Below are 25,210 nucleotides of genomic sequence, written 5' to 3'. Positions count from 1 at the left end.
ATAAAGAGGCGTGATTTGGCCTTGGAATAAAGGGATTTTATGGTCGAACGGATTATTGAATTTTGTGCACGCAACCGGTTTATTGTGTTGCTTTTTGTGCTCGGGTTTTCTTTCATGGGCTACATTGCCTTGAAGAATACCCGTATGGACGCATTGCCTGACATTTCAGACACTCAAGTCATTGTGTATACGACCTGGATGGGGCGCTCGCCCGATCTGATGGAAGATCAAGTCACTTATCCCATTGTAACCGCCCTCTTATCTGCACCAAAGGTTGTTGCTGTGCGGGGATTTTCTGATTTTGGCTTTTCTTATGTCTACATCATTTTTGAGGATGGCACGGATATTTATTGGGCGCGCTCTCGGGTCTTGGAGTACATGAGTCAGCTGGCTGGAAAATTACCTGAAGGAGTGACTCCTCAATTGGGGCCTGATGCGACACCGGTGGGTTGGATTTATCAATACGCCTTGGTGGATGACAATGGCAAGCATAACCTGGCTGAGTTACGCACATTTCAGGATTGGTATTTGCGCTATTGGTTAAGAGCGGTTCCTGGGGTGTCTGAAGTAGCCAGTGTGGGAGGTTTTGTCAAGCAATACCAAGTCAATTTGGATCCAGTCAAAGTCCTTGCCTACAACCTATCGGTTCCTGAGATTGTTGAAAAAATTCGCATGAGTAATAATGACACCGGTGGTCGAGTCATTGAGTTTTCGGGCGTGGAATACATGATTCGTGGTCGCGGGTACATTAAGTCTACTGAGGATATTGAAAAAATTGCCGTGGGCACCAATGCCAATGGCACACCGATTTTATTACGTGATGTGGCGACTGTTCAGCTTGGCTCGGATATGCGCCGCGGGGTGGTCGATTTAAATGGCCAAGGCGAAGCCGTGGGCGGTATTGTCATCATGCGCTTTGGTGAAGACGTGTTGCAAGTGATTGGCCGCATCAAGGATAAATTGAAAGAATTAGCTTCGGCCATCCCGGAAGGGATAAAAATGGTTCCTGTGTATGACCGAAGTAACTTAATCAGAGAAGCGATTTCCACGGCCAATTGGAACTTGATTGAAGAACTGGTGGTGGTTGGGTTACTCATTATTGTGTTTTTAGGACATTTTCGTTCCGCACTCATTCCTATTATTACCTTGCCGCTGGCGATTTTGATTTCGTTTATCCCCATTTATTTCTTACATGTTGGACTGAATATTATGTCCATCGGCGGCATTATTGTCGCCGTTGGTGATATGGTCGATGCGGCCATCATCATGGTCGACAATGCCCATAAACGCTTAGCGGATTGGGAAGCAAAAGGAAGCCCAGGCGATCGCACCCAGGTGTTAATCGATTCGGCGAAAGAGGTGGGGCCTGCCATTTTTTCATCCCTTTTGGTCATTGCCATCTCTTTTATGCCTGTTTTTACTTTGGAAGCTCAGGAAGGGCGGCTGTTTTCGCCCTTGGCTTATACTAAGAATTTAGCCATTTTCATGAGTGCTTTACTTGCCATCACCTTAATTCCTGTCCTATTGCCTCTTTTGGTGCGTGGTCGAATCATTCCTGAACAAAAACATCCGATTACGCGGTGGATGCAAGCCATGTACGCGCCCGTGTTGAGGCTTGCTTTGAGATATCGCCAATTTGTGGTGGGAATTGCCATTGTATTGGCTATGGCCACCATTCCTCTTTATAAACTCATTGGCTCTGAATTCATGCCCCCTCTTTATGAAGGGACGATTTTGTATATGCCGGTTACTTTACCAGGTATTTCAGTCACTCAAGCGACGGGTTTACTTCAGGAAATGGATAAGAAATTAAAAGCATTTCCTGAAGTGGCGCACGTTTTTGGCAAGACGGGAAGAGCCGAAACGTCCACCGACCCTTCTCCATTTAATATGATGGAAGTGATTGTGGAGTTAAAGCCTAAAGAATTTTGGCGCAAAGGAATGACTTATGAAAGCCTGGTTGCCGAAATGGATGAAGCGTTGCAATTTCCAGGTGTGAGTAACGCTTGGACCATGCCCATTAAAGCACGCAATGACATGCTCACCACAGGCATCCGAACGGCTGTAGGGATTAAAGTTTTTGGTCCTGACATTAAAAAGATTGAAGCCATTGGTAAAGAAATTGAAATGGTGGCCAAAGAAGTGAAGGGCACCAGTACGGTCTATGCAGAGCGGGTGGCTGGAGGTTACTTCCTTGATTTTCAAATTAATCGGGACCAGTTGGCTCGCTATGGCTTAACCATTATGGACGTCAATCGCATCATTGAATCCGCTGTAGGTGGTGAAAACATTGCTACCACGATTGAGGGGCGTGAGCGCTACCCAGTGAATGTGCGTTATTTGCGAGAATTGCGTGATGACCCCGACAAACTCAATCGTATTTTAGTCAAAACACCCAGTGGTGCGGAGGTACCCGTTGCGCAATTGGTGACTTTAACCTTTCGTTCAGGACCTGCCATGGTTCGCGATGAGAATGGCATGTTAGCAGGTTACGTCTTCATTGACATCAGTGGCCGAGACATTGGTGGCTATGTGGAGGAATTAAAGCAAGTGGTCAACGCCAAAGTGAAATTGCCTCCAGGCTATACGCTTGCTTGGTCGGGACAATATGAGTTCATGCAACGGGTCTATGAGCGACTTAAAATTTTTGTGCCACTGACCTTGGCCATCATTTTTGTCTTATTTTACTTTACTTTCCGCACCATTACCGAGACCTTGATGGTGATGCTTGGCGTACCCTTCGCTTTATTTGGCGGCTTTTTGCTGCTTTATATATTAGGGTACAACATGAGTATTGCCGTTTGGGTGGGGATGATTGCGCTTGCTGGTGTTGCGGCTGAAACCAGTGCCGTGATGCTCGCTTACCTTGATTCTGATTACAATGAACAAAAGGAAAAAGGGTTGCTCAAAACATTGCCCGATTTAATTCAGCTGGTACAACTTTGTGCGGTCTCCCGCATTCGTCCCATGGCCATGGCGGGTCTTGCTAACATCATTGGCCTATTACCGGTGATGTGGGCTACAGGCATTGGGGCTGATGTGATGAAGCGTCTTGCAGCACCCATGGTCGGTGGGGTTTTTTCTGCCCTTTTATTGACTTTAATTGTGATTCCTGTGGTTTATGTGATGTGGCGTTGGCAAGTGGATTTGAAAAAAACAGCAGACTTAACGGAGGCAAGATGAAATTAACTTTTTTAGGAGCAACTGAGACGGTTACTGGTTCTAAATATCTTTTGACCATTGGTTCTAAAAAAATCCTGATTGATTGCGGTCTTTTTCAAGGCTACAAAGAATTACGATTACGTAACTGGGCGCCCTTGCCAATTGATCCCCATGATATTGATGCGGTGATTATCACTCATGCGCATATTGACCATTCAGGCTATCTTCCCTTGCTCGTCAAAAACGGATTCCAAGGCAAAATTTATACAACACCGGGTACCAAAGCACTGTGTTCCATTTTGTTACCCGACAGTGGTCATCTGCAGGAAGAAGAAGCACGCTTGGCCAATAAGTATGGATTCTCCAAACACCAACCTGCTCTTCCTCTTTATACTGAAAAAGAAGCTCGGACAGCATTGCAGTATTTTGAAACCATTGATTTTGATACCCCGCATCAATTATTCCATGATTTCAGTTTTGAGTATCATCGTGCCGGTCACATTGTGGGTGCGGCCATGGTCAAAATAAAAACCCAAAAGGGTTCCATTGTGTTTACTGGAGACATTGGCCGTCCTTATGATCCCGTTATGAAAGCCCCTGCCTTCATTCAAGAAACGGATTATCTGGTGATGGAGTCCACCTATGGTGACCGATTGCATGATGCCACAGATCCCTTACCCCAAATGGCTCAGGTGATTAATCAAACCGTTAAACGAGGGGGCTCAGTCATTATTCCTGCGTTTGCAGTAGGGCGTGCGCAAAGTCTTCTTTATTTTATTTATGAACTGAAACGACAAGGGCAAATTCCCAAAGACCTTCCTGTCTTTTTAGACAGCCCCATGGCCATTGATGCCACTCATTTACTCTGCGCTTATAAAGAAGACCACCATTTAACTGCAGAACAATGTCGTGGACTATGCCATGTTGCCACCTATGTGAACACACCTGAGGAGTCCAAGGAGATTGACCGTCATCACATGCCGCAAATCATCATAGCGGCCAGCGGCATGGCGCAAGGCGGCCGCATTCTGCATCATTTAAAAGCCTTTGCGCCTAATCCTAAAAATACTCTACTTTTTACTGGCTTTCAGGCAGGTGGCACTCGTGGTGCTCGAATTGTGAATGGGGAGAAGCAAGTCAAAATTCACGGGAGTTTTATTCCGATACAAGCTAAGGTCGTAGTCATGAGCAGTACATCGGCTCATGCCGACTACCTGGAATTGTTAGAATGGCTAACTCATTTGACTAATCCGCCTAAAAAGGTTTTTATCACCCATGGGGAGCCTCACAGCGCCCAATCGCTAAAACAGAAGATTGAGAAGCAATTAGGTTTTTCTTGCACCATTCCTTCTTATCTGCAAACGGAGGAATTGTGGTGAGTAAGAAAACCTCTCATGGGCTTCGGTTAAAACATTTAGGGATTAAAACTTATCACGAAGCTATTATTTACATGCGCGAGGATTGTCATGTTTGTCATTCGGAAGGATTCGAAGTACAGACGCGTATCCAAGTGACTTTAGGTCAGCACTCTATGATAGCCACTCTTAATGTGGTGACCTCAGAGCTACTTCAGCCTGGTGAGGCTGGTTTGTCGGATTACGCCTGGGAGTCTTTACATGCCAAAGAAGGCGATGAAATTCAGGTCTCCCATCCAAAACCCTTGGAATCCTTAAGCTATGTGCATACCAAGATTTATGGCAAAGAACTGTCTTATGAACAAATGAAGATCATCATTGATGATGTGTTAAGCGGTCGTCTTTCTGATGTACAAATCTCCGCTTTTTTAGCGGCAAGTAGTGCAGGACGTCTAACCCGTACGGAAATCATGAAACTCACCAAAGCCATGATAGACAGTGGTGATCGCTTATCCTGGTCTTCACCTCTGGTCGTCGATAAACATTGCGTGGGAGGATTGCCGGGAAATCGCACAACTCTGATTGTAGTTCCCATTGTGGCCGCTTTTGGATTGATGATTCCAAAAACATCATCGCGTGCCATTACATCACCCGCGGGGACTGCGGATACCATGGAGACTTTAGCTCCAGTCCACTTAAGTCCCCAAAAGATGCGCCAAGTGGTTGAACAAGAAAACGGCTGTATCGTATGGGGTGGGGCTGTGAGTTTAAGTCCTGCTGATGACGTGCTCATCCGTGTGGAACGAGCCATTGATTTAGATAGTGAAGGGCAATTAGTGGCTTCCATTCTTTCTAAAAAAATTGCAACAGGGGCCACACACGCGGTTATTGATATCCCCGTAGGACCTACTGCCAAAGTGAGGAATCAGTCTATGGCGCTCCTTCTGAAACAATTGCTTGAGGAGGTAGGTAACGAGTTAGGGCTTGTTGTCCATACTTTATTTACGGATGGGACGCAGCCGGTAGGCCATGGCATTGGCCCGTCGTTAGAAGCTCGCGATGTATTGGCAGTATTACAAGGGTTGCCTGATGCGCCCAATGATTTGCGTGAACGAGCGTTGACGCTTGCAGGTGCTGCGTTAGAGTGTTCTTCGAAAGTACCAACGGGTTTAGGTAAATCCATTGCGACGCAATTATTGGATAGTGGACAAGCGTTTAAGAAATTTCAGGCCATTTGTGAGGCTCAGGGTGGGATGAGGGAATTGACCAAGGCACGTTTTACTTATCCTGTTGTGGCTGCAAAGGCAGGAAAAGTCTCCCTCATTGACAATCGAAAGCTTGCAAAAATAGCTAAGCTTGCTGGTGCGCCTAAATCGAAATCGGCGGGTATTGACCTCCATTCCCATGTCGGCGAATCCGTTGAAAAAGGCGAACCTTTGTTTACAATTCATTCGGAGTCTTCAGGGGAGCTCCATTACGCCTGTGATTTACTTCGCGATAAACAAGACATCATTATTTTAGGAGAAAATTCTTGAAGCCTCTGTTATGTTCATTATTTGATTCTTCAGAAATTGCCGGACAATTACAAAAGACACTTCAAGTGGAAGTGGGTAAGGTCACATTCCACCGTTTTCCTGATACAGAATGGTACTTAAAAATTGATTCAGAGGTTAAAAGTCGCAGCATTATGGTAGTGGACAGTTTAAACCAGCCGGATGAAAAAATACTGCCTTTGTTGTTTTTTGCCAAAACGGCTAAAGAGTTGGGGGCTAAAAAAATCGGTTTGATTGCTCCTTATCTTTCCTACCTACGGCAAGATAAACGTTTTCACGAAGGAGAAGGAATTACTTCACGTTATTTTGCGGACATTTTATCGACTTCATTCGATTGGCTCATGACGATTGATCCGCACTTGCATCGCTATCACTCTTTAGATGAAATCTACTCAATTCCCACTTTTGTTTTGCATGCCACATCGATGATTGCCACATGGATTAAACATCATGTTCCTAAGCCAATTCTTATTGGTCCTGATATGGAAAGTGAGCAGTGGGTTGCCGATATTGCAGAAAAAGGTCGTTTTCCTTATGCGATTTTGGAAAAGATTCGGCATGGTGATAAAGAGGTGACTATTTCAGTACCCTATATTCCTGAGCTCGAATCTTCGACACTCGTGCTCGTCGATGACATCATTTCCACCGCCAGAACCATGGTAGAGACGGTGAAGCATTTACAACAAGCAGGGAGCAAGTCCATCGTTTGTATTGGTGTGCATGCGCTGTTTGCAGAAGACGCTTATTCTCTATTATCTGCGATGAAAGGGGTGCAAGTCATCACGTGTAATACCATTCATCATGTCACCAATGCGATCGATGTGAGTGGTTTGGCTGTGGACGTTTTAGTCCAAAACAAACTGGCCGCTTTAAAAAGTAAGCGTAAATGAGTTGATTATTAACAAGGAGTATCCATGTTGAAAGCCTTTAGAATGATTGCAGTGCTTATTGGGTTAATCGGAGGACCATTCTTTTTGAGTTCCTGCGATGGAGCAGTGAAGCATGGCTCCCAAGAGGTCGATGGCGGCTATGGAGGACACAGCGCGGGTGGGCATGGTGGTCATGGCGGTGCTGGGCATTAAGCCCATTCGCTGCATTGGTAAATCAAGCCAAAGCATACTCACACTTAACAGGTAGGGCAAACCATGAAACACGACCACCATCAAGGACATACCCATTCTGGTAAAGGACATGCTTGTCCTCACGAACATAATTCTCCCAAGACTCAGCAAGCCTCTTCCAAAATGGAGGGGCCTATTGTTTATACGTGTCCCATGCACCCAGAAATTCGCCAATCTGCCCCTGGTCATTGTCCTCTTTGTGGTATGGCTTTAGAACCGGAAACGGTGACGGTTTCGGAGGTTGTGAGCCCTGAATATCTTGATATGAGACGTCGATTTTGGATTGCATTGATGTTAACTATACCTGTTGTGATATTGGAGATGGGTGGACATGGTTTGAAGCATTTTATTTCTGGTAATGGTTCCAGTTGGATCCAATTGCTTCTTGCCACGCCAGTGGTGTTATGGGGAGGTTGGCCTTTTTTCAAGCGCGGTTGGCAGTCTCTAAAAACAGGCCAACTCAATATGTTTACCTTGATTGCCATGGGTATTGGTGTGGCGTGGATTTACAGTATGGTGGCTGTCCTTTGGCCAGGTGTATTTCCCCATGCGTTTCGAAGTCAAGAAGGAGTAGTTGCTGTTTATTTTGAAGCGGCAGCAGTGATTACTACGCTTGTCTTGTTGGGGCAAGTGCTGGAACTAAAAGCTCGAGAACAAACGGGTAGTGCCATCCGTGCCTTGTTAAAATTGGTCCCTGAAAGTGCACACCGAATTAAGGAAGATGGCAGTGAAGAGGAAGTGTCCCTGGATAACGTTGCCGTTGGTGATTTGTTGCGTGTTCGGCCTGGTGAAAAAATACCAGTGGATGGTGAAGTGCAAGAAGGCCGAAGCTTTGTCGATGAATCCATGGTGACGGGTGAGCCCATTCCAGTTGCTAAAGAGGCCAGCGCTAAAGTTATTGGTGCTACGATTAATCAGACGGGTAGCTTTGTCATGAAAGCGCTGCATGTGGGCAGTGATACCATGCTTGCACGCATTGTGCAGATGGTGAGTGATGCCCAACGAAGCCGTGCGCCGATTCAGCGACTAGCCGATACCGTCTCAGGATGGTTTGTGCCCGCTGTGATTTTGGTTGCGGTGCTGTCTTTTATTGTGTGGGCACTGTTGGGTCCGCAACCAGCGCTTAGCTATGGTTTGATAACTGCTGTGTCAGTACTCATCATCGCTTGCCCTTGTGCGTTAGGTTTAGCAACGCCCATGTCCATTATGGTCGGTGTTGGAAAAGGAGCACAAAGCGGGGTATTGATTAAAAATGCCGAAGCGTTGGAACGAATGGAGAAGGTCAATACCCTGGTGGTCGATAAAACGGGCACGCTTACTGAAGGTCACCCTAAATTGACACGCATTGTGACCGATGATTTCGTGGAGGATAATGCTTTAGCATTAGCTGCGGCACTTGAGCATCAAAGTGAACATCCGCTGGCCAATGCTATTGTGCATGCTGCAAAAGAAAAAGGATTGTCCCTTGGAACAGTCGAAGCGTTTGAAGCGCCCACTGGAAAAGGGGTTGTAGGTCAGGTAGACGGCCATCATGTTGCTATTGGTAACGCCAGATTAATGCAAGAGCATGGAAGCGATAATGCCCCTCTTTTTGAAAAGGCTGATGAACTTCGTGGTAAAGGCGCCTCAGTCATGTTTATGGCGGTTGATGGTAAAACAGTAGCTCTCTTGGTGGTTGAAGACCCTATTAAATCGAGTACTCCAGAGACCATCCTCGAACTTCAGCAAAGTGGCATTGAAATTGTCATGCTCACCGGAGATAGCAAAAAAACAGCAGAAGCGGTGGCAGGGACCCTCGGCATTAAAAAGGTGGTAGCTGAAATCATGCCTGAAGACAAGAGTCGCATCGTGAGTGAATTAAAAGACAAAGGTCTTATTGTTGCCATGGCAGGAGATGGGGTGAATGATGCCCCAGCGCTTGCCAAAGCTGATATTGGTATTGCCATGGGAACAGGCACTGATGTGGCCATCGAAAGTGCTGGGGTCACCTTGTTGCATGGAGATTTGCGTGGTATCGCCAAAGCGCGACGTTTGTCAGAAAATACCATGAGCAACATTCGCCAAAATCTTTTCTTCGCATTTATTTATAATGTACTGGGTGTGCCTTTGGCTGCTGGGGTTTTGTACCCCCTAACCGGCTTGCTCTTAAGTCCTATGATTGCAGCAGCGGCGATGGCGCTTTCTTCAGTGTCAGTGATTATCAATGCGCTGAGACTAAAGAGAGTGACACTATGAAAAAAGGATGGTCAGATGAGCTTAAGATGTGATTAGTCTTTATTGTATTGGCTAAACAAAAATCATCACGATCACTTCATTGAAGAAAAATCAAGTCTATACTAAAAAAATAGTTCAGACTGTATTTAAGGCAAAATCATGGTTATCCCAGTTGTTATGATAGTGTTTGGTATTGTCTTTCTTGCTAAAGGAGCTTATTTAATCAATGGATTAGTGCAACAAGGGAATCACTATCGGCGACTAAGGTTTGTTTCTCTTTCTTTTATTGGCATTTTTATCCTCAGTTATATAGCCAGCATTTTTTATGGTTTATTGGTCGACCCTCACTGCCTTAATTATTTTTATGGCAGTGTATTTTTGTTAGCAGCGACTTATACTTATTTTTCGTGTCATTTGGTGACTAAGACCATTCAAAAAGCGGAATTAATGGCTGATTTTAAAAGTCGCTACGAACTATTAAGGCAGCATGCTCAGTATGATTCGCTAACTGGCTGTCATAACAGAGAGACCCTTTTTGAGGTTTTGAACACAAGGCTCCAACAAATTAAGATGCATGGAGGATGGGTTATCGTTCTTTTTATTGATATGGATAAATTTAAGACGGTCAATGACCGTTATGGTCATGATGCGGGAGATAACACGTTACAAACATTTGGGCAACTCCTAACGCAGCGATTGCGAAAGGATGATATCGTGGCTCGTTATGGTGGGGATGAGTTTATTGCCGTGATGGAAAACATCTCTATCGATGAGGCGAAAAAGATTGCTGAAAATCTTATCACTGTGACGAGACAATCGTTCAAAGAAGGTATTTTATCGGAGCTTAATCTAGGTTGCTCTATTGGCATCACTCAGATGAATCCTCACTCGGCCTCAGTGAATACCGTCATCAAAGAAGCGGATTTGGCGTGCTACGCGGCAAAACAAAGAAAAATCAATGGCTCGGTTTGTGTCTATAGTCCAATGCTTGCAACAACAAACCATCTCATCGACACGAGTATCCATCCAATCGCTGACTAGAAAAAGAGAATGCATAAAACAGTCATCTTACTGCAGAAGCAGGTACGACATCATCTATTATTTTACAACCCATTGTTTAATGGCATTGGGTGGGAGATACTAGAAAATAAAAATAATAAAAAGAAGGGATTAATTTATGACTCATTATCTGATGAAACGCACCCTCCTGGTGATAATTCCCGCCTTTCTGGTGGGTTGTTCCTATAATGCCAAGTTAACCCCTGAAGGAGAAAAAGTAACCATTCTCCAGTCAGGTCAGCTCTCAAAAGGCTGTACTTTTTTAGGGGAAGTCAGAGCCTACGATCGCAATGGCATGAGCCAATCCTATCAATCACACGAGCATTTGATCAAGGACGAACGAAATATCCTAAGAAATGAAGCGGCGTTATTAGGTGCTAATACGGTTTTGGTGAGTCAACATCAGCAAACTTATGAAGGCAATCCCAAAAATGATTTCGTGGCAGACCATTGGATGGTAGGTCGAGCCTACCGATGCAAGATAAAACAATAGATAGACCTCTTTGAGCCATTGTTTATGGAATATCATCGTGCTTGGCGGTTTTCTTATAGGGTCGTTCTTCTGTTGCTGTATGCCTCTTTGGCAACAGCGGGGAAGGCATGGACTCTTCAGGAAATAACTCAAATGGCTTTTGCAAACAACAAGGATTTAAAAGCCGCTCGTTATAATGTGGCTATTGCCAAGGCCCGTTTGCTACAAGCTGGCCTTTGGCCCAATCCAAGCCTCAACCTCTCCAACAACGACGATCGCTTATTTAATGATGAAGGGGAATATTCACGAAGTGCTGGGTTTAATCAAGCATTCCCTATTTCTGGGCGTATTGCAAAGCAAAAGACAGTGGCGCGTTTAGATGTATTGAAAGCCATGGCAGAAATCAGGGAAGCAGAGCGCCAATTAAGCGCCAAAGTAGCAAATGCATTTTATGCCGCGATGATTACTGAGCGTCGCACGCAACAGGTGAATTACTTATTACGGATAAACCAAGAGCTTGTTGATGTGATTCATAACCGTTATCACGCGGCTGAAATTTCAAAGCTGGATGAGAATGCGGCACGCATTGAGTATCTGCGTATCGGGCAAGAAAAGCACCTGTTGCATAGTCTTCGTATTAGCCAATATGCGCTACTGAATCAATTGATGGGGCGAGAAGCCAATTCACCCTTATCCCTTAAGATGGATTTTATCGCTGAGAGAACGCTCCTTAAATTACCCCGCTTAAAAGCCTTAGCGCTTAAAAATCGTCCAGACCGTCAATCCATCGCATTATCGATTGAACGCGCCAATGCCGATCGCCGTTTGGCCAAAGCCGAGCGTTTTGCTGATTGGACGGTAGGGCTTGGGGTACAACAAGATAAAATTGTGGTCGAAGAGGGCCCACCTCAACCTGCCGATAGGACTTTGGGTGTGACTCTTTCCGTGCCTCTTCCTCTGTTTAATCGTAATCAGGGGCGAATTTTAGAAGCAAGTCACACAGGGACTCAGGCAATAATGGCTTTGCGTGCTTTGAATTTAAGTATTGAGACGGAAGTAACCAGTAACTATGGGCAATTAAAAGCGCTGCAAATGAGTCTTAGGGAAACGCAACAGGTTTCTCTGAAATTAGCGGTTGAGAATGTCACACTGGCTCGTGACTCTTATGAGAATGGACAAATTTCTTTTTTGAATGTGCTGCAAGTACAAAAACAACAAAATGATTTACAAACGACTTATCTCAACACGTTAGAAAAGTATTTGCAAGTGTATGTGGCTTTATGTACAGCTATTGGTCCTGGTAAAACCAATGGGTTTTGCCCTTATTTAGCGTATCAAAGGAATGGGGATAGTAAATGAGATGGCAACAGCGCATGAGAAGGATGGCATTAATTAGTCTGTTTCTTAGTCTACTCTTTCCTATTCAAGGGTGCTTTGCCCATGGAGAAGAAATTGAAGTGAGTGAGGGAGGAGCTAAAGGCCCAGTTCATTTAACACCCCAGCAAACCAAGATGCTTGACATCAAGGTGGTGGAAGCAACCAATCGTCCTATGGCGCAAATGCTTGGTTTAAATGGCCAAATTCAATTGTTACCTGATGCGCAAGCGGATGTTAGCATTCGGATTAGCGGAAGTGTGACGGCCATTGATGTGAATTTAGGAGATAATGTCAAGGCAGGACAACGCTTAGCCACAGTGCAATCAAGATTAGTGGGTAATCCTCCACCAAGTGTTGCGGTCACGGCACCCATTGCGGGCATCATTGATGCCAGGAACATTAACTTAGGTCAAGCCGTTGAACCGAACACCGTTCTTTTTCACATCAGCAATCGCGACAAACTGTTAGTCATCGCTCAAGTGTATGAAGAAGATTTAGATAAGATTAAGGTAGGGCAAGAAGTGAATGTTCATGCCCTAAGTTACCCCAAGCGAACTTTTCCAGGCCAAGTGACTTTAATTGAACCCAATCTTGACTCCTTAACCCGTACCGTGAATGTGCGCATCACCTTGGATAATGAAGAGAAACTCCTAAAGCCCGGAATGTTTGTACGCGCCAACGTCATTTTAGCGCGTAATGAAGCAGCACTTGCCGTACCCAATGCGGCCGTGTTGCAGGCAGATAACGAGTCGTTTGTTTTTGTGCAAAATAAGGATATTTATGATCGCGTCGTTGTTCAAATGGGTGCCGTGGATGATGAGTATTCAGAAATTAAAGACGGGCTAGTTCCTGGCGACCTTGTTGTGACGCAAGGACATCGTGAGCTTTATACTTTGTGGTTGAGTGGGGGTAGTAAGCCTCATTCAGGCCAAGAGGAGCCTCACTAAATGTTTACGCACTTAATTGCCTGGTCGTTACATAATCGCCCCTTGATTTTGGCCTTAACGATTATTCTTTGTTTGCTGGGTGGTTATACTTTAAAACAAATGCCAGTAGATGTGTTTCCCGAATTTGCCCCACCGCAAGTGGTGGTGCAAACGCAAGCGCCTGGCATGGCCACGCAAGATGTAGAAACTTTAATTACTTATCCTTTGGAAAGTGCGATTAATGGCACGCCAGGGGTGGTTAGTGTGCGCTCTAAAACGTCTGTGGGACTGTCCACCATCACGGTGGTGTTTGACGACCAAACTGACATTTATCGTAATCGCCAGTTAGTTAATGAACGCATTCAACAAGTAGTCAATCGCCTCCCTCCTGGCGTTGAGTCACCCATCATGTTACCGGTTACGTCTGCCGTGGGGTGGTTGGTCAAATATGCGTTGGTGAGCCGCACCGAAAGTCCTGAAACCTTGCGCACTATTTCGGATTGGACGATTCGTCCCAGGATTCTAGCATTAGGTGGCGTAGCTTCTGTAGTTTCCCTGGGTGGTGAGGTCAAGCAATACCAGGTGCGCCTCATTCCTGAGCGTATGCTCGCTTATCGAATCTCGGTGGAAGACGTGCGACAAGCGCTGACATCGGCGAATCAAAACGTACCCGGTGCCTTTGTTCACCAGGCAGGAACCGAATTCGTAGTGAGTACCCTTGGGCGGATTAAGACGCTTAAAGACATCAAAAAAACATTGATTGTGGTTCGTAATGGGGTACCTATTACCATGAATAATGTGGCAAATGTTGCTTTTGGTGGAGAAATTAAGCGAGGTGATGGAGCTTATAATACCCAAAATGCGGTGATTGGGACAATTTCTAAAGCCTATGGGGCTGATACGGTCACGACCACAGAGAAAGTCGAAAAAGCACTTGCGGAAATTAAAAAGTCCTTGCCTCACGATGTGACCTTAATGACTAATGTGTTTCGCCAAACCAGCTTTATTGAATCTGCCATTCACAATTTAACTCGGGCTTTGCTTGAAGGGGCTGTGATTGTTATTGCGGTTCTTTTTGTTTTTTTGATGAATTGGCGCGCTTCGTTTATTACGTTCCTTTCGATGCCCGTTTCGTTCGTAGTGGGTATTCTAGTGCTTCATTATTTTGGTATTGGCATCAATTCCATGACCTTAGGTGGTATGGCCATTGCCATTGGAGAAGTAGTCGATGACGGCATCATTACGGTGGAAAACGTGGTGCACCGTTTACGGATTAATCGTCAGGAAGCCCATCCTTTACCCACCATACAAGTAGTTTTTGATGCGGTGCTTGAAATTCGAAGTTCAGTGGTTTATGCCACGATTATCATTAGTTTGGTTTTTTTACCCATCTTCTTTTTATCGGGGATTGCTGAGCATATTTTTAGCCCCTTAGCCATTGCCTACATTGCCTCGGTATTGGGCTCTCTCGTGGTCTCCATCACTATGGTTCCTGCTTTGTGTTACTGGTTACTGGTGTGTGGTCAAGAAAAACAGCAAGATGTTGAAGTGAGTCTGCACGCTTTATCGAATAAGGAACGGCATTATGCCGTAGAAAAGGAAGGTAACCATCAGGCGGAGTCCGAAACTCGCTTTGTCTTGTGGCTTAAAAAGCATTTTTTAACAGCACTCCAATGGTCTATTGCCCACTGCAAAATGGTTCTTGCGTTTGCATTATCGGCTTTTGTCTTTGCACTGGCGTTACTTCCTTTTTTTGGCACGTCTTTTTTACCGGAGTTTCATGAAGGCAACTTTATTGTCGTGATGAGTACCTTGCCGGGAACCTCCCTTAATGAATCCATGCGTTTAGGTCAACAAGTACAAAAAGCATTGCTTCGCTATCCGCAAGTGATTTCCATTGCGCAGCGGGCAGGGCGCAGTGAGCTTGATGAAGATGCGCTACCACCCAACATCAGTGAATTTGATGTGCTTCTTAACTTTGATAAAGACAAGTCCATGAGACCTGATGAATTGCTGCGTCGCATTCGTGCGGATTTGGCGAATATTCCTGGAGCCGTATTTAACGTGGGGCAATTCATTGCTCATCGTATGGATGAAGTGCTTTCTGGGGTACGCGCTCAAGTGGCCGTTAAGATTTTTGGGGATAATTTATCCACACTCAATGAACTAGGACAATCGATGGAGACCCTGTTAAAATCAGTACCAGGGGTGGTGGATGTGAATAAGGAACAACAGATTAAAGTCCCTCAATTGGTGATTCAACTCGATCGCGAAAAAGCAGCGCGCTATGGAGTCAATGTGGGGCAGATTTCGGAAGACGTGCAAGTGCTTCTGAATGGCGTGAGTGTTTCCAGCGTTTTAGAGGGGCAACGCACGTTTGATTTGTATCTTCGAATGGATAAACCAGGGCGTGACAGCGTCAAGAACATTCAAAACATGCTGATTGATGCTCATGGCGTGGGGCAAAATACCATTACGCAAATCCCATTGCGGGCTGTGGCTGAGATTGCATTGGAACCGCAACCTTTTGCAATTAATCGTGAGAACGTGCAACGGTTGCTGGTGATTTCTTTTAATGTGGAGGGGCGGGATTTAGGTAGCGTGATTGCTGAAGTGCAACAAGAAGTGCAGGAAAAAATCAAACTACCCACTGGTTATTTTATTCAATACGGCGGCCAATTTGAAAGCCAGCAACAAGCCTCCAGAGTGATTTTGGTTTTTGGTGGCTTGGTGATTTTTGTGATGCTGATTTTGCTGCATAAAGCGTTTGGGACGTTTCGAGAGGCTTTATTGGTGATGTTTAATTTGCCCTTGGCACTTATTGGTGGGGTCATTTCATTGTTTGTGGTGAGTGGCGAGATGAGTGTGGCCGCCATGATTGGGTTTATTACGCTGTTTGGAATTGCGGCGAGAAATGGCATTATTTTGGTGAGCCACTATAATCAATTACGATTGCAGGGAAAAACTCGGGAGCAGGTGGTCATTGATGGCACCATGGACCGCTTGGTGCCCGTATTAATGACAGCTGCTACAGCGGCACTGGGCTTGATTCCTTTGTTGTGGGGTTCGCCTGCCGGAAAGGAACTTGAACGACCTTTGGCCCAAGTGCTTTTAGGTGGGTTATTGACTTCTACGGTTCTCAATATGTTGGTAGTACCTACGGTGTATAACGCCATTGAAGTATGGCGAAAAAAACGGATGCAATTCAATGAAACAGAACAAGGAGAAATAACATGAAGCACATTACTTTGAAACAAAAAAACCACTTCTGGTTGGGGCTTATAGCCAGTGTTTTGATGGTTTTCGGGAGCTCCCAGGTTTTTGCTAATCCAACTGAATCTATTCCTAAAACCGTCCCAGCCATTTGGGAAGCAATAGACAAGCATTCTGCATCCATTAATCAAATATTAGGCGGGGATGATTTAACGTCCATACACGAGCATGCGTTTGCCATTCGTGATTTAGCCAATGCATTACCTGCTTTAAGCAAGGATTTATCAGAGGAGCAGAAAAAGACACTGCAACAAAATCTAAGCTATGTTGGTCAATTGGCGACTCGTCTTGATAAAACAGGAGATGCCAATGATAAAGAAGGGACGCAAGCCAACTGGCAAAAATTGCAAAAAGTGTTAGCACAGCTGCGTGCGCTGTATACTCCCAATGCCCCTAATTAATCAAGGAATGAGTCATGAGGGGTGCAGGAATTCAATGGATTGAACATTTTTGTAAAAATCTGTCCACAACAGATAAAGATGTGGATTATTCAGGATGGTGGTGACGCATGGACAAGGAAAACACCGATTCGCCTTATCAAATGGGGCATGATTTTATTTCTTATCAACTGGATTGTTGGCAGCGTTCTATTTTATTTTGGGATACCTTGCGTGAACGCGCCAATAATATGATGGAGCACGAACAACAAGGGTTGCCACCACTGCTTAATTTCAAATATGAATTAGTTTTGGATGGGAAATCATTGGAACCCAAAACCAATTATGCATTGGTTAAAATTCTTGAGGTCGGTGATGTGTGCTTTGAAGAGTGTTTTGATCCTCATGCTCATCCGGTGATTATTGTGGATCCCAGATCAGGCCATGGGCCAGGGATTGGTGGTTTCAAACGGGACTCTGAAGTGGGCGTAGCACTTCATAGTGGTCATCCTGTGTATTTTGTTATTTTTTATCCTAATCCTGTGCCTCATCAAACGCTCGCCGATGTCCTGATGACTTTGCGCCATTTTGTTGAAAAAGTCCAAGCCTGGCATGAAGGTAAAGCCCCCATTCTTTATGGCAATTGCCAAGCCGGTTGGATGCTGGCTTTATTGGCCTCTGATTGCGCGAGATCGGTTGGCTTGACAGTCATGAATGGCTCACCGGTTTCTTATTGGTCCAACAGCGAAGAAGAAGCCAATCCCATGCAGTTATTAGGGGGACTCTTGGGTGGCTCCTGGAGTGCCCGTTTTCTATCGGATTTAAAAGAAGGGATCTTTGATGGGGCGTGGTTGGTCTCTAATTTTGAGTTACTCAATCCCACCACAGCCATTTGGGATAAGTATTATGGCTTATTTGATGAAATTGACACAGAGCAGGAGCGATTCTTGGAGTTTGAACGCTGGTGGAATGGGTTTTACCAATTTAGCCAGGAAGAGATAATGGCCACCGTGAATAATCTTTTTATTGGCAATCAACTAGAGCGCGGTGAAATGCGGATTCATAAAGGATGTGTTTACGATTTGAAACGCATTCAAAGCCCTATTGTTCTCTTTGCTTCCCAAGGCGATCAAATTACCCCACCGAGGCAGGCTTTACATTGGATAAGAACAATTTATCCTACGACACAAGCATTGAAGAAGGCCAAACAGCGAGTGGTGTATCTGCTTCATCCTTCCGTTGGGCATTTAGGAATCTTTGTATCGGCTAAGGTCGTTCGTTTGCACCATCGTGCTATTTTAGAGCATAGTGATGCCATTGAGCAATTGCAGCCAGGGCTTTATGAAATGATAATCGTTAACCCAACAGGCGATCCCGATTGCAGTAAAGAACAATATCATGTGCGTTTTGAAGCGCGCGAACTCACAGAACTTTGCACAACGAGCTCCACGCAACAGTTTGACAAGGTTCGTCAAACATCCGAAGCCAATGACTCGATTTATCAAAAAGTTATCCAACCTTCCGTGCAGAGCTTAAGTAATCCTTTTTTATCCTGGTGCCTTGAGAAAACGCATCCCATGCGCCTAAGTCGCTATGTGTTTTCTGAAAAAGTGAATCCGCTGATGAAAGCAATCGAACTATTAAGCCCACCCATTCAAGCCAATCGCCGCATGGCTACACAGAGCAATTGTTTTAAAAAAATAGAGCATGGTGTTGCGCAGATGATGAGGGATTCGTTGGAATCCTCCCGAATCATGCGTAATGACGTGATGGCAAATTGGTTTGAAGCCCTTTATAAGGATCCCGATTAACAGGCGAGGAAATTAATTCATGGAGCGTATGGCATCAAATTCCTCGTCAAGGTTCATTTCACTCTCTAAGTCCGCTTCATGAACCCCTTTCTCATCAAAAAGAGGGTTAGTTTCTCGAGCTTTTTCTTCGTAGTCATTCTCTACAAAACAATCCTTAGCGTTCATAACAATTCCTTCAAAATGATTGTTCTTGTCCTTGCCAACGACTAAAGACAACCCGGTTTATTGTTGCTATTTTCATCTCTGACATTTAGCATAACGGATACGATTCAATGAACAAAAATAAGAAATAAAAAGGGGTCAACTGAATAGCCATTTGGCTATTTTTTTATAAGAAGAAACGAGGGAATGGGATGTTGGTTCCCCAAACTGGAATAAGGAACGCATCGACCATGATAGAAATTATCCCCAATTGGCACCCCATTTTTGTCCATTTTACCGTGGCCTTATTTACTGTTTCGGTGATTCTTTATGCCCTAACCTATGTATCCTCTTACATTCATTGGAACACCAAGCCATTGATTGTCGAATTGGAAATTGTGGCGCGTTGGTGTTTATGGCTGGCCGCATTGAGCACGATGACCACCGTGTCCGCTGGGTTTTATGCCTTTTATACGGTAAAACATGGTGCTATGGCGCACGCCGTAAAAGTGATTCACCGCAACTGGGCACTGGCTACTGCAAGTGTCATTTTACTTATGGCGTTTTGGGTTGTTTGGCGTTATATTAAACACCAAAAACCGACGCTGCTCTTCTTAATGGCTTTATTCCTTGTGCAAGTGCTGTTGCTCACAACCGCTTGGTATGGGGCGGAATTAGTCTATCGGCATGGGTATGGTGTTTTGCCTGTCACAGCAGAAAAGACGGTATCACCGCATTAATACGATTTTTATGGAAGGATGGAAACATGTTACAAAAGGATTTGCGTTGTTCAATTAGGAATTATTGCTTTATTTTTTCCTTTTTACTGCTCGGTTCTTCTGCTGTGTTTGCCCAGCATGAGCAACATGGTGCCTCAACACAACCGTTAACTTCCTCGAAGAGTACACCATCTCAATCGAAACCTGCACAATACAAAATGGAACAACCTACCACTAAAAAACAATCTCCTAAAGCGGTGACGCCTCTAACTATTACAGGTGGAGCAAAGCGTACGGTTAATTTGGTGGTTGCTTATAAAACGGTGAATTTTGCAGGCAAACCAAGACGCGCCATTGCTGTTAATGGGCAAATTCCAGCACCGACGTTGCATTTTAAAGAAGGGGACGATGTCACCATCAATGTGTATAACCATTTGGATGAGGGAACGTCCATTCATTGGCATGGTCTTTTAGTCCCTTGGCAAATGGATGGGGTGGACGGGGTGAGTCAAAAACCAATTCCCCCAGGAGGCGTGTTCCATTATCGCTTTAAGCTTTACCAACGAGGGACCTATTGGTACCATGCCCATGCCAAGGTTCAAGAACAAGAAGGCTTATACGGGACTTTTATTATTGACCCGCCTAATCCTCCAAGCTATCACTACACCAAAGATTATGTGGTGGTGTTATCCGATTGGAGCAACACCCCTGCGGAACAAGTACTTGCGAATTTAAAAAAAGACGGCGACTATTACGGTCCTCGATTTCCCCTACAACCCTCGCTTATGAAGTTTCTTCATGATTATCGTAAAGCGTCATCCGAAGAGCGTAAAAAATTAATTGCTGATTATAAAATGATGCAACAAATGCGCATGAGTATCTATGACTTAAGTGACGTGGCGTATGATGCGTATTTATTAAATGGTCACCCTAAATCTCATCCTTGGACCGCCCCTGTGAAAGTAGGGGATAGGGTGCGGCTACGCTTCATTGGCGCAGGAGCAAGCACCATCTATCGTGTTAAAATTCCTGATGCCAAAGTGGAGATGGTGCATATTCAGGGAAATGATGTAACCCCCTATCCCATTGAGGATTTTTGGATTGCACCAGGTGAAACCTATGATATCCTGGTGACCATTCAAAAAAACGAGCCTTACATTATTTATGCCGAGTCGATTGACACGCTGGGCAAAGCGTATGGGGCTTTAGTGACTCATCCTAATCAAGTCGTCAACTATCAGCACGTGACTCCTTTCCCTGAGCCACTTCCTGTCACAAGAGAAATGATGGCCAACATGATGCAGTCTATGAATAGCGGGGGGATGAGTGGAAATCAACAACACGCCTTGATGAACAAAAAAACATCATCAACGGCGATGAAACCCTCCATGACCATGCCTTCGCACTCTCAAGCAATGAGTTCGCAAAGTGCTAATCATTCGATGTCCTCTAAGACTATCCAAAAGAAAATGGACAATGCATCCAATCATTCCGCTCACACCTCATCAATGAAGTCCAAATCCTCATCGACCTCGATGAACAAGAGTATGGACATGCCAGGTATGAATCATGGGGCAATGAGTCAGAGTAAGACGCCTAACTCTGCTCAAATGAAATCTGACCCCTCGTCGACCTTAATGAACAAGAGCATGGCCATGCCGGGCATGAATCATAGCGCAATGGGTCAGAGTAAGAAGTCTCACTCTGCTCAAATGAAGTCTGACTCCTCGTCGACCGCAATGAACAACAGCATGGCTATGCCGGACATGAATCATAGCGCAATGAGCCAGAGTAAGACATCTCACTCTGCTAATGACATGTCTATGAATAGGAACATGAAGTCAGATAGGCCTATGGAACATGGCATGTCGATGAATGATTCCATGAACATGCAGATGCCTATTGAGCCGACCATCATAGGCGATAAAATAGAGCCGCCTGATTCAGCAAAAGCCACCACCTTAGGAACCAAATACCAAGAGTTAAAAGCAGCAGTGAAAACCAATAATCCGAATAAACCAGTCGATGGGATTATTAAAATGGAATTGTTTGGTTATATGGACCGTTATATCTGGTTTATTAATGGCCTACCAGAATACAAGGCCAAACCGATTTTGATTGAGCCAGGCAAGCGTTATCGGATTATTTTTACCAACAATTCGATGATGCGTCACCCCATGCATATTCATGGTCATTGGTTTATTTTACGCAATGGTCATGGGGCTTACGATCCCTTATTACATACCATTGAGGTGGCTCCAGGAGCTACTGCCGTTGCCGATTTTGATACTGAAGCCAGCGGCCAATGGTTTTTCCATTGCCACCATCTTCTGCACATGACCGCAGGCATGGCGCGGGTATTTCAATACACCACCATCATTGAGATTGCCAAAGGCACTCGAAAGCCAGACAATTACGCCTATCAGCAAGCCTACATCAATCGGCCGGTCGTACGAGAAGACGAAGTCATGCCACTGGATGCTTCTCTCATCAAACACCCCGCAGGGCATCATCAAGGTTTCTATCGTTCAAGCTATATTGAACTCGGTGAAGATCCTTTTCATAATGCTCAGGAAATGACGTTTAGAGGCCTCTATGGCCCAGATTACAATAAGCTCCAGTTGTATACTGAGGACGCTGAAATTTATAAAGGAACCGTTGAAAACGCAGATATCGATGTGTTCTATTGGCATTTGATTAGCCAATTTTGGGCAGTTAAAGGAGGAGTCAATTATTTTTATCGCCCCGGAGGCCCTTATTGGCAACCTGGTATTGGTATTGAAGGGTTAATGCCTTGGTATATTGATACCAATATTAGAACGTATTATCGTGATGGCAGTGTGAAGTTTGACATTCAGTTAGCACGGGCTAACCAACTGACCAATAACTTCTTCTTCCTCACTGGGCTTCGCAGCATTCTGGCCACTCATACCGTCGTCAAAAACGAGATTGGCAATGGCTTAAACCAAATGCGTTACATCCTTAGGCCTTATTATCGTCTTAAGCCAGGGCTTAATATTTTTACAGAGTACGAACATGATGAAGAATATGGTGCTCTTAAGAGAATTCTTCGAAGTCAAGGAGAGCCTACCACTCAAGATACAATCACGTTAGGAGTAGCTGTTCTTTTTTAAACGGTCACGTGAGTTGCTTATACCAGGATACTGGAGTCCTGGTGCACTAGATAAAAGTACCGGTTTAAGCCCACGCTCTTGCTCATGGGTTTGAAATTATTTTGAGTTCAGAGTAGGCCAAATAACAAATAGTTAGTACCCATGGTTTGTCCAGAAGAAACCTCGTGAATGCACTAATTGGAGGAATGTATGTATTTAGATGCTCTTTCACGGCTTGATAAGGCCGCTTCATTTTGTCGTATTGATTCCGAAGCTTTAGAGAAACTGAAACACCCTAAATCCTGTCTGGAAGTATCTCTCCCAGTTCGGATGGATAATGGTGAATTAAAAATTTTTACAGCTTATCGAGTCCATCATAATGACAGCCGTGGTCCTATGAAAGGGGGCATACGGTTTCATCCAAAATTGGATTTAGATGAGATAAAAACTCTTGCATTATGGATGACAATAAAATGCGCTGTCGTCGACATCCCCTTTGGTGGTGCAAAAGGTGGGGTAATTGTTGATCCAAAACAATTATCTCGCATGGAGTTGGAGCGATTAAGTCGAAGCTACATTGAGTTAATAGCGGATTTTATTGGACCAGACAAAGACATCCCTGCTCCTGATATGTATACCAATGAGATGATCATGGGCTGGATGATGGATGAGTATGCCACCATTGTTCGGCAAAATAGTCCAGCGGTAATCACAGGCAAGCCTATTTCTTTGGGAGGGTGCTTGGGGCGTGAGGGTGCGACCGGTCTAGGTGCCTACTATTGCATTAAAATTCTTGAAAAAAAGAAAAAATGGCAGTCTTCTGAGCTACGAGTTGCTGTTCAAGGATTTGGTAATGCGGGACAAAGTATTGCTAAGCTGCTTTACGACAATGGCTATAAAATTGTTGCGATAAGTGATTCGAAAGGAGGAATTTATAATACCAAAGGCATCGATATACCTCGCATGATTGAAATAAAAAACAGCTCTAAAGAGGTGCAGTCCATATATTGCAAAGAGTCTGTTTGTAAACTTGCGAAGGATGCTACCATTACGAATGAAGAGTTATTGGAACTCGATGTCGATTTACTTATCCCAGCTGCTGCACAAAATCAAATTACCCAAGAAAATGCAGCCAGAATTAAGGCGCCAATAATCATTGAAATTGCAAATGGTCCAATAACCTTAGAGGCCGATGCACTATTGCAGAAAAAGGGAGTATTAATTGTACCCGACATATTAGCCAATACGGGTGGGGTCATCGTAAGCTATTTTGAGTGGGTTCAAAATAAATCAGGTTATTATTGGAGTATGGAAAAAGTTCAAGAAGAATTACAGACTATCATATCCCGTGAATTCAAGAATATTTGGCAGCTGATGGAACAATATCAAACAGATATGCGGCAAGCGGCATACATTCATGCCTTGAGTCGATACGATAAAGCAGTTACAGCCCAAGGAACTCGCGGATATTTTTCAAATTTAAGCCTAAGCCTATAAGGAGAGTTATCCTGCTTGAATTTCATGCCTCTTCTTACTGGGGCTCATTGTCCTATTATTGGTGTTGATTGGGGTATTAGGCTTACTCTCCCCAAAGATTAGAAGGTCCTTCCCCACGTCTTTATGACGGTGACTGATTTACCTGACTGAATATATTTGGCACAAAAAAAACCTCTTAACAACATGTTATTACAGTACCACGCATCAAGAGAATGAGCTCCCTTCTTCTTAATGTCCGCTGCCATGCCCGCCTTGCCAGCCGTGTCCACCTTGTCCACCGTGATGCCAGTTTTGTTGGTGCCAATTTTGATGCCAGTTATGATGCCACTTGTAGTGGTATTGAATCCAATGCCATCTATGTCCATCCCAATGCCACTTACCATGTCCACCATGAGGTGTCCAATGAGGTGGATGATGGACACTGGCAGCCAATATCATAGAACCTAATTGGGAATCATTTTTGACTGAGGTATCAAAAGCAGCGGCTACAGCAGTTGAGCCTATCAAAGCGGCTACAGCAACAAACCGCTTCAACGTCTTTAAAGTCCACATATTGCCGCTCCTTGTAAAGGATGTGATAGCGTTATTTCTAAGCTAGTCTAAATCCAATACTTATCAATCTAAGTATAGACAAGATAGCACTTTAGTTCGAAATTTGAACAATATATGGGTGATACTTTACTGGCGCAATCTTTTATCAGGATGGACTATACTAATAAAATTTAATGAGCAAAGGAGGGCACATCATGTCGCCTGAACCTAAGCATCACCCGCAGTCATCAAAACCACAAAAAGAGATGCACTTTTGGAGTTCTCCTTCTGGTATGGTGGCCATCATCATTATTGGGATTATTGGCTATTTCTTGATTGTAGAGCATGGTGCTCACATTGCGAGTTTTCTTGGGGCTTCGCCTTTTTTGCTGTTAGTCTTACTCTGTCCACTAATGCATCTGTTTATGCATAGAGGACATGGAGGTCATGAAGAGGAGCATCATCATAAGTCTGATAATGAGGACGACTCGTCTGAGGATAAGGATTAA

Annotated in this window: 19 protein-coding genes; 17 read left to right on the top strand and 2 right to left on the bottom strand. The window is 44.5% G+C overall.

Annotated elements, in window-relative coordinates; genetic code table 11:
* The first annotated feature begins 39 nt into the window (after nt 1-39).
* From IZU94_RS01530 to IZU94_RS01470, 13 genes are all read left to right on the top strand, one after another.
* Nucleotides 40-3,183, top strand: coding sequence for an efflux RND transporter permease subunit (locus IZU94_RS01530; RefSeq protein WP_203107470.1), 3,144 nt, complete (start codon nt 40-42; stop codon nt 3,181-3,183).
* Entirely contained in the window at nt 3,180-4,541 is a 1,362-nt protein-coding gene (locus tag IZU94_RS01525) for an MBL fold metallo-hydrolase RNA specificity domain-containing protein (RefSeq protein ID WP_021460526.1), read from the top strand. The genes IZU94_RS01530 and IZU94_RS01525 overlap by 4 nt, the downstream gene beginning before the upstream one ends.
* Nucleotides 4,538-6,052, top strand: coding sequence for a thymidine phosphorylase family protein (locus IZU94_RS01520; protein WP_025519943.1), 1,515 nt, complete (start codon nt 4,538-4,540; stop codon nt 6,050-6,052). Before IZU94_RS01525 ends, IZU94_RS01520 begins: the two co-directional genes overlap by 4 nt.
* On the top strand, nt 6,049-6,960 hold the full coding sequence (locus IZU94_RS01515; protein WP_021460732.1) for a ribose-phosphate pyrophosphokinase: 912 nt from the start codon (nt 6,049-6,051) through the stop codon (nt 6,958-6,960). Before IZU94_RS01520 ends, IZU94_RS01515 begins: the two co-directional genes overlap by 4 nt.
* A gap of 24 nt (nt 6,961-6,984) precedes the next feature.
* Nucleotides 6,985-7,152, top strand: a complete 168-nt coding sequence (locus IZU94_RS01510; protein ID WP_015961484.1) for a hypothetical protein — start codon at nt 6,985-6,987, stop codon at nt 7,150-7,152.
* Between the two features lie 63 nt (nt 7,153-7,215).
* On the top strand, nt 7,216-9,426 hold the full coding sequence (gene copA / locus IZU94_RS01505) for a copper-transporting P-type ATPase (protein WP_058393167.1): 2,211 nt from the start codon (nt 7,216-7,218) through the stop codon (nt 9,424-9,426).
* A 138-nt stretch (nt 9,427-9,564) separates the two neighbouring features.
* Nucleotides 9,565-10,446 (top strand): GGDEF domain-containing protein, encoded by an 882-nt coding sequence (locus tag IZU94_RS01500; protein WP_025519938.1) that lies wholly within the window; start codon nt 9,565-9,567, stop codon nt 10,444-10,446.
* 136 nt (nt 10,447-10,582) lie between these two features.
* Nucleotides 10,583-10,957, top strand: coding sequence for a DUF4156 domain-containing protein (locus IZU94_RS01495; RefSeq protein WP_021436947.1), 375 nt, complete (start codon nt 10,583-10,585; stop codon nt 10,955-10,957).
* Nucleotides 10,958-10,981: 24 nt separating this feature from the next.
* Nucleotides 10,982-12,295, top strand: a complete 1,314-nt coding sequence (locus IZU94_RS01490) for a TolC family protein (protein ID WP_015961480.1) — start codon at nt 10,982-10,984, stop codon at nt 12,293-12,295.
* Nucleotides 12,292-13,260: an efflux RND transporter periplasmic adaptor subunit gene (locus IZU94_RS01485; protein ID WP_015961479.1), complete on the top strand. Its 969-nt coding sequence runs from the start codon at nt 12,292-12,294 to the stop codon at nt 13,258-13,260. The genes IZU94_RS01490 and IZU94_RS01485 overlap by 4 nt, the downstream gene beginning before the upstream one ends.
* Entirely contained in the window at nt 13,261-16,476 is a 3,216-nt protein-coding gene (locus IZU94_RS01480; protein WP_058393166.1) for an efflux RND transporter permease subunit, read from the top strand.
* A complete protein-coding gene (locus tag IZU94_RS01475) occupies nt 16,473-16,913 on the top strand; it encodes a hypothetical protein (RefSeq protein ID WP_021460701.1) in 441 nt (146 codons plus the stop codon). Before IZU94_RS01480 ends, IZU94_RS01475 begins: the two co-directional genes overlap by 4 nt.
* A gap of 107 nt (nt 16,914-17,020) precedes the next feature.
* Nucleotides 17,021-18,700: a DUF3141 domain-containing protein gene (locus tag IZU94_RS01470; RefSeq protein ID WP_058393165.1), complete on the top strand. Its 1,680-nt coding sequence runs from the start codon at nt 17,021-17,023 to the stop codon at nt 18,698-18,700.
* Nucleotides 18,701-18,712: 12 nt separating this feature from the next.
* On the opposite strand, the gene IZU94_RS01465 is transcribed toward IZU94_RS01470, so the two are convergent.
* Nucleotides 18,713-18,865: a hypothetical protein gene (locus IZU94_RS01465; protein ID WP_021460683.1), complete on the bottom strand. Its 153-nt coding sequence runs from the start codon at nt 18,863-18,865 to the stop codon at nt 18,713-18,715.
* A gap of 188 nt (nt 18,866-19,053) precedes the next feature.
* On the opposite strand from IZU94_RS01465, the gene IZU94_RS01460 reads away from it, so the two are divergent.
* From IZU94_RS01460 to IZU94_RS01450, 3 genes are all read left to right on the top strand, one after another.
* Complete coding sequence (locus tag IZU94_RS01460; protein WP_031297968.1) at nt 19,054-19,581, top strand: DUF2231 domain-containing protein; 528 nt, start codon at nt 19,054-19,056, stop codon at nt 19,579-19,581.
* A 26-nt stretch (nt 19,582-19,607) separates the two neighbouring features.
* A complete protein-coding gene (locus tag IZU94_RS01455) occupies nt 19,608-22,694 on the top strand; it encodes a multicopper oxidase domain-containing protein (RefSeq protein WP_021460681.1) in 3,087 nt (1,028 codons plus the stop codon).
* 189 nt (nt 22,695-22,883) lie between these two features.
* Entirely contained in the window at nt 22,884-24,170 is a 1,287-nt protein-coding gene (locus IZU94_RS01450; protein ID WP_011946137.1) for a Glu/Leu/Phe/Val family dehydrogenase, read from the top strand.
* Nucleotides 24,171-24,398: 228 nt separating this feature from the next.
* On the opposite strand, the gene IZU94_RS01445 is transcribed toward IZU94_RS01450, so the two are convergent.
* A complete protein-coding gene (locus IZU94_RS01445) occupies nt 24,399-24,722 on the bottom strand; it encodes a hypothetical protein (RefSeq protein WP_021460680.1) in 324 nt (107 codons plus the stop codon).
* Nucleotides 24,723-24,916: 194 nt separating this feature from the next.
* Here IZU94_RS01445 and IZU94_RS01440 point away from each other — a divergent pair, with 194 nt between their 5' ends.
* Complete coding sequence (locus IZU94_RS01440) at nt 24,917-25,210, top strand: DUF2933 domain-containing protein (protein ID WP_021460679.1); 294 nt, start codon at nt 24,917-24,919, stop codon at nt 25,208-25,210.

The sequence above is a fragment of the Legionella bononiensis genome (assembly GCF_016786215.1).
Classification (GTDB): Bacteria; Pseudomonadota; Gammaproteobacteria; order Legionellales; family Legionellaceae; genus Legionella; species Legionella bononiensis.
Note: the sequence above shows the minus strand (reverse complement) of the source record. Positions and strands in the feature narration are given on the sequence as shown.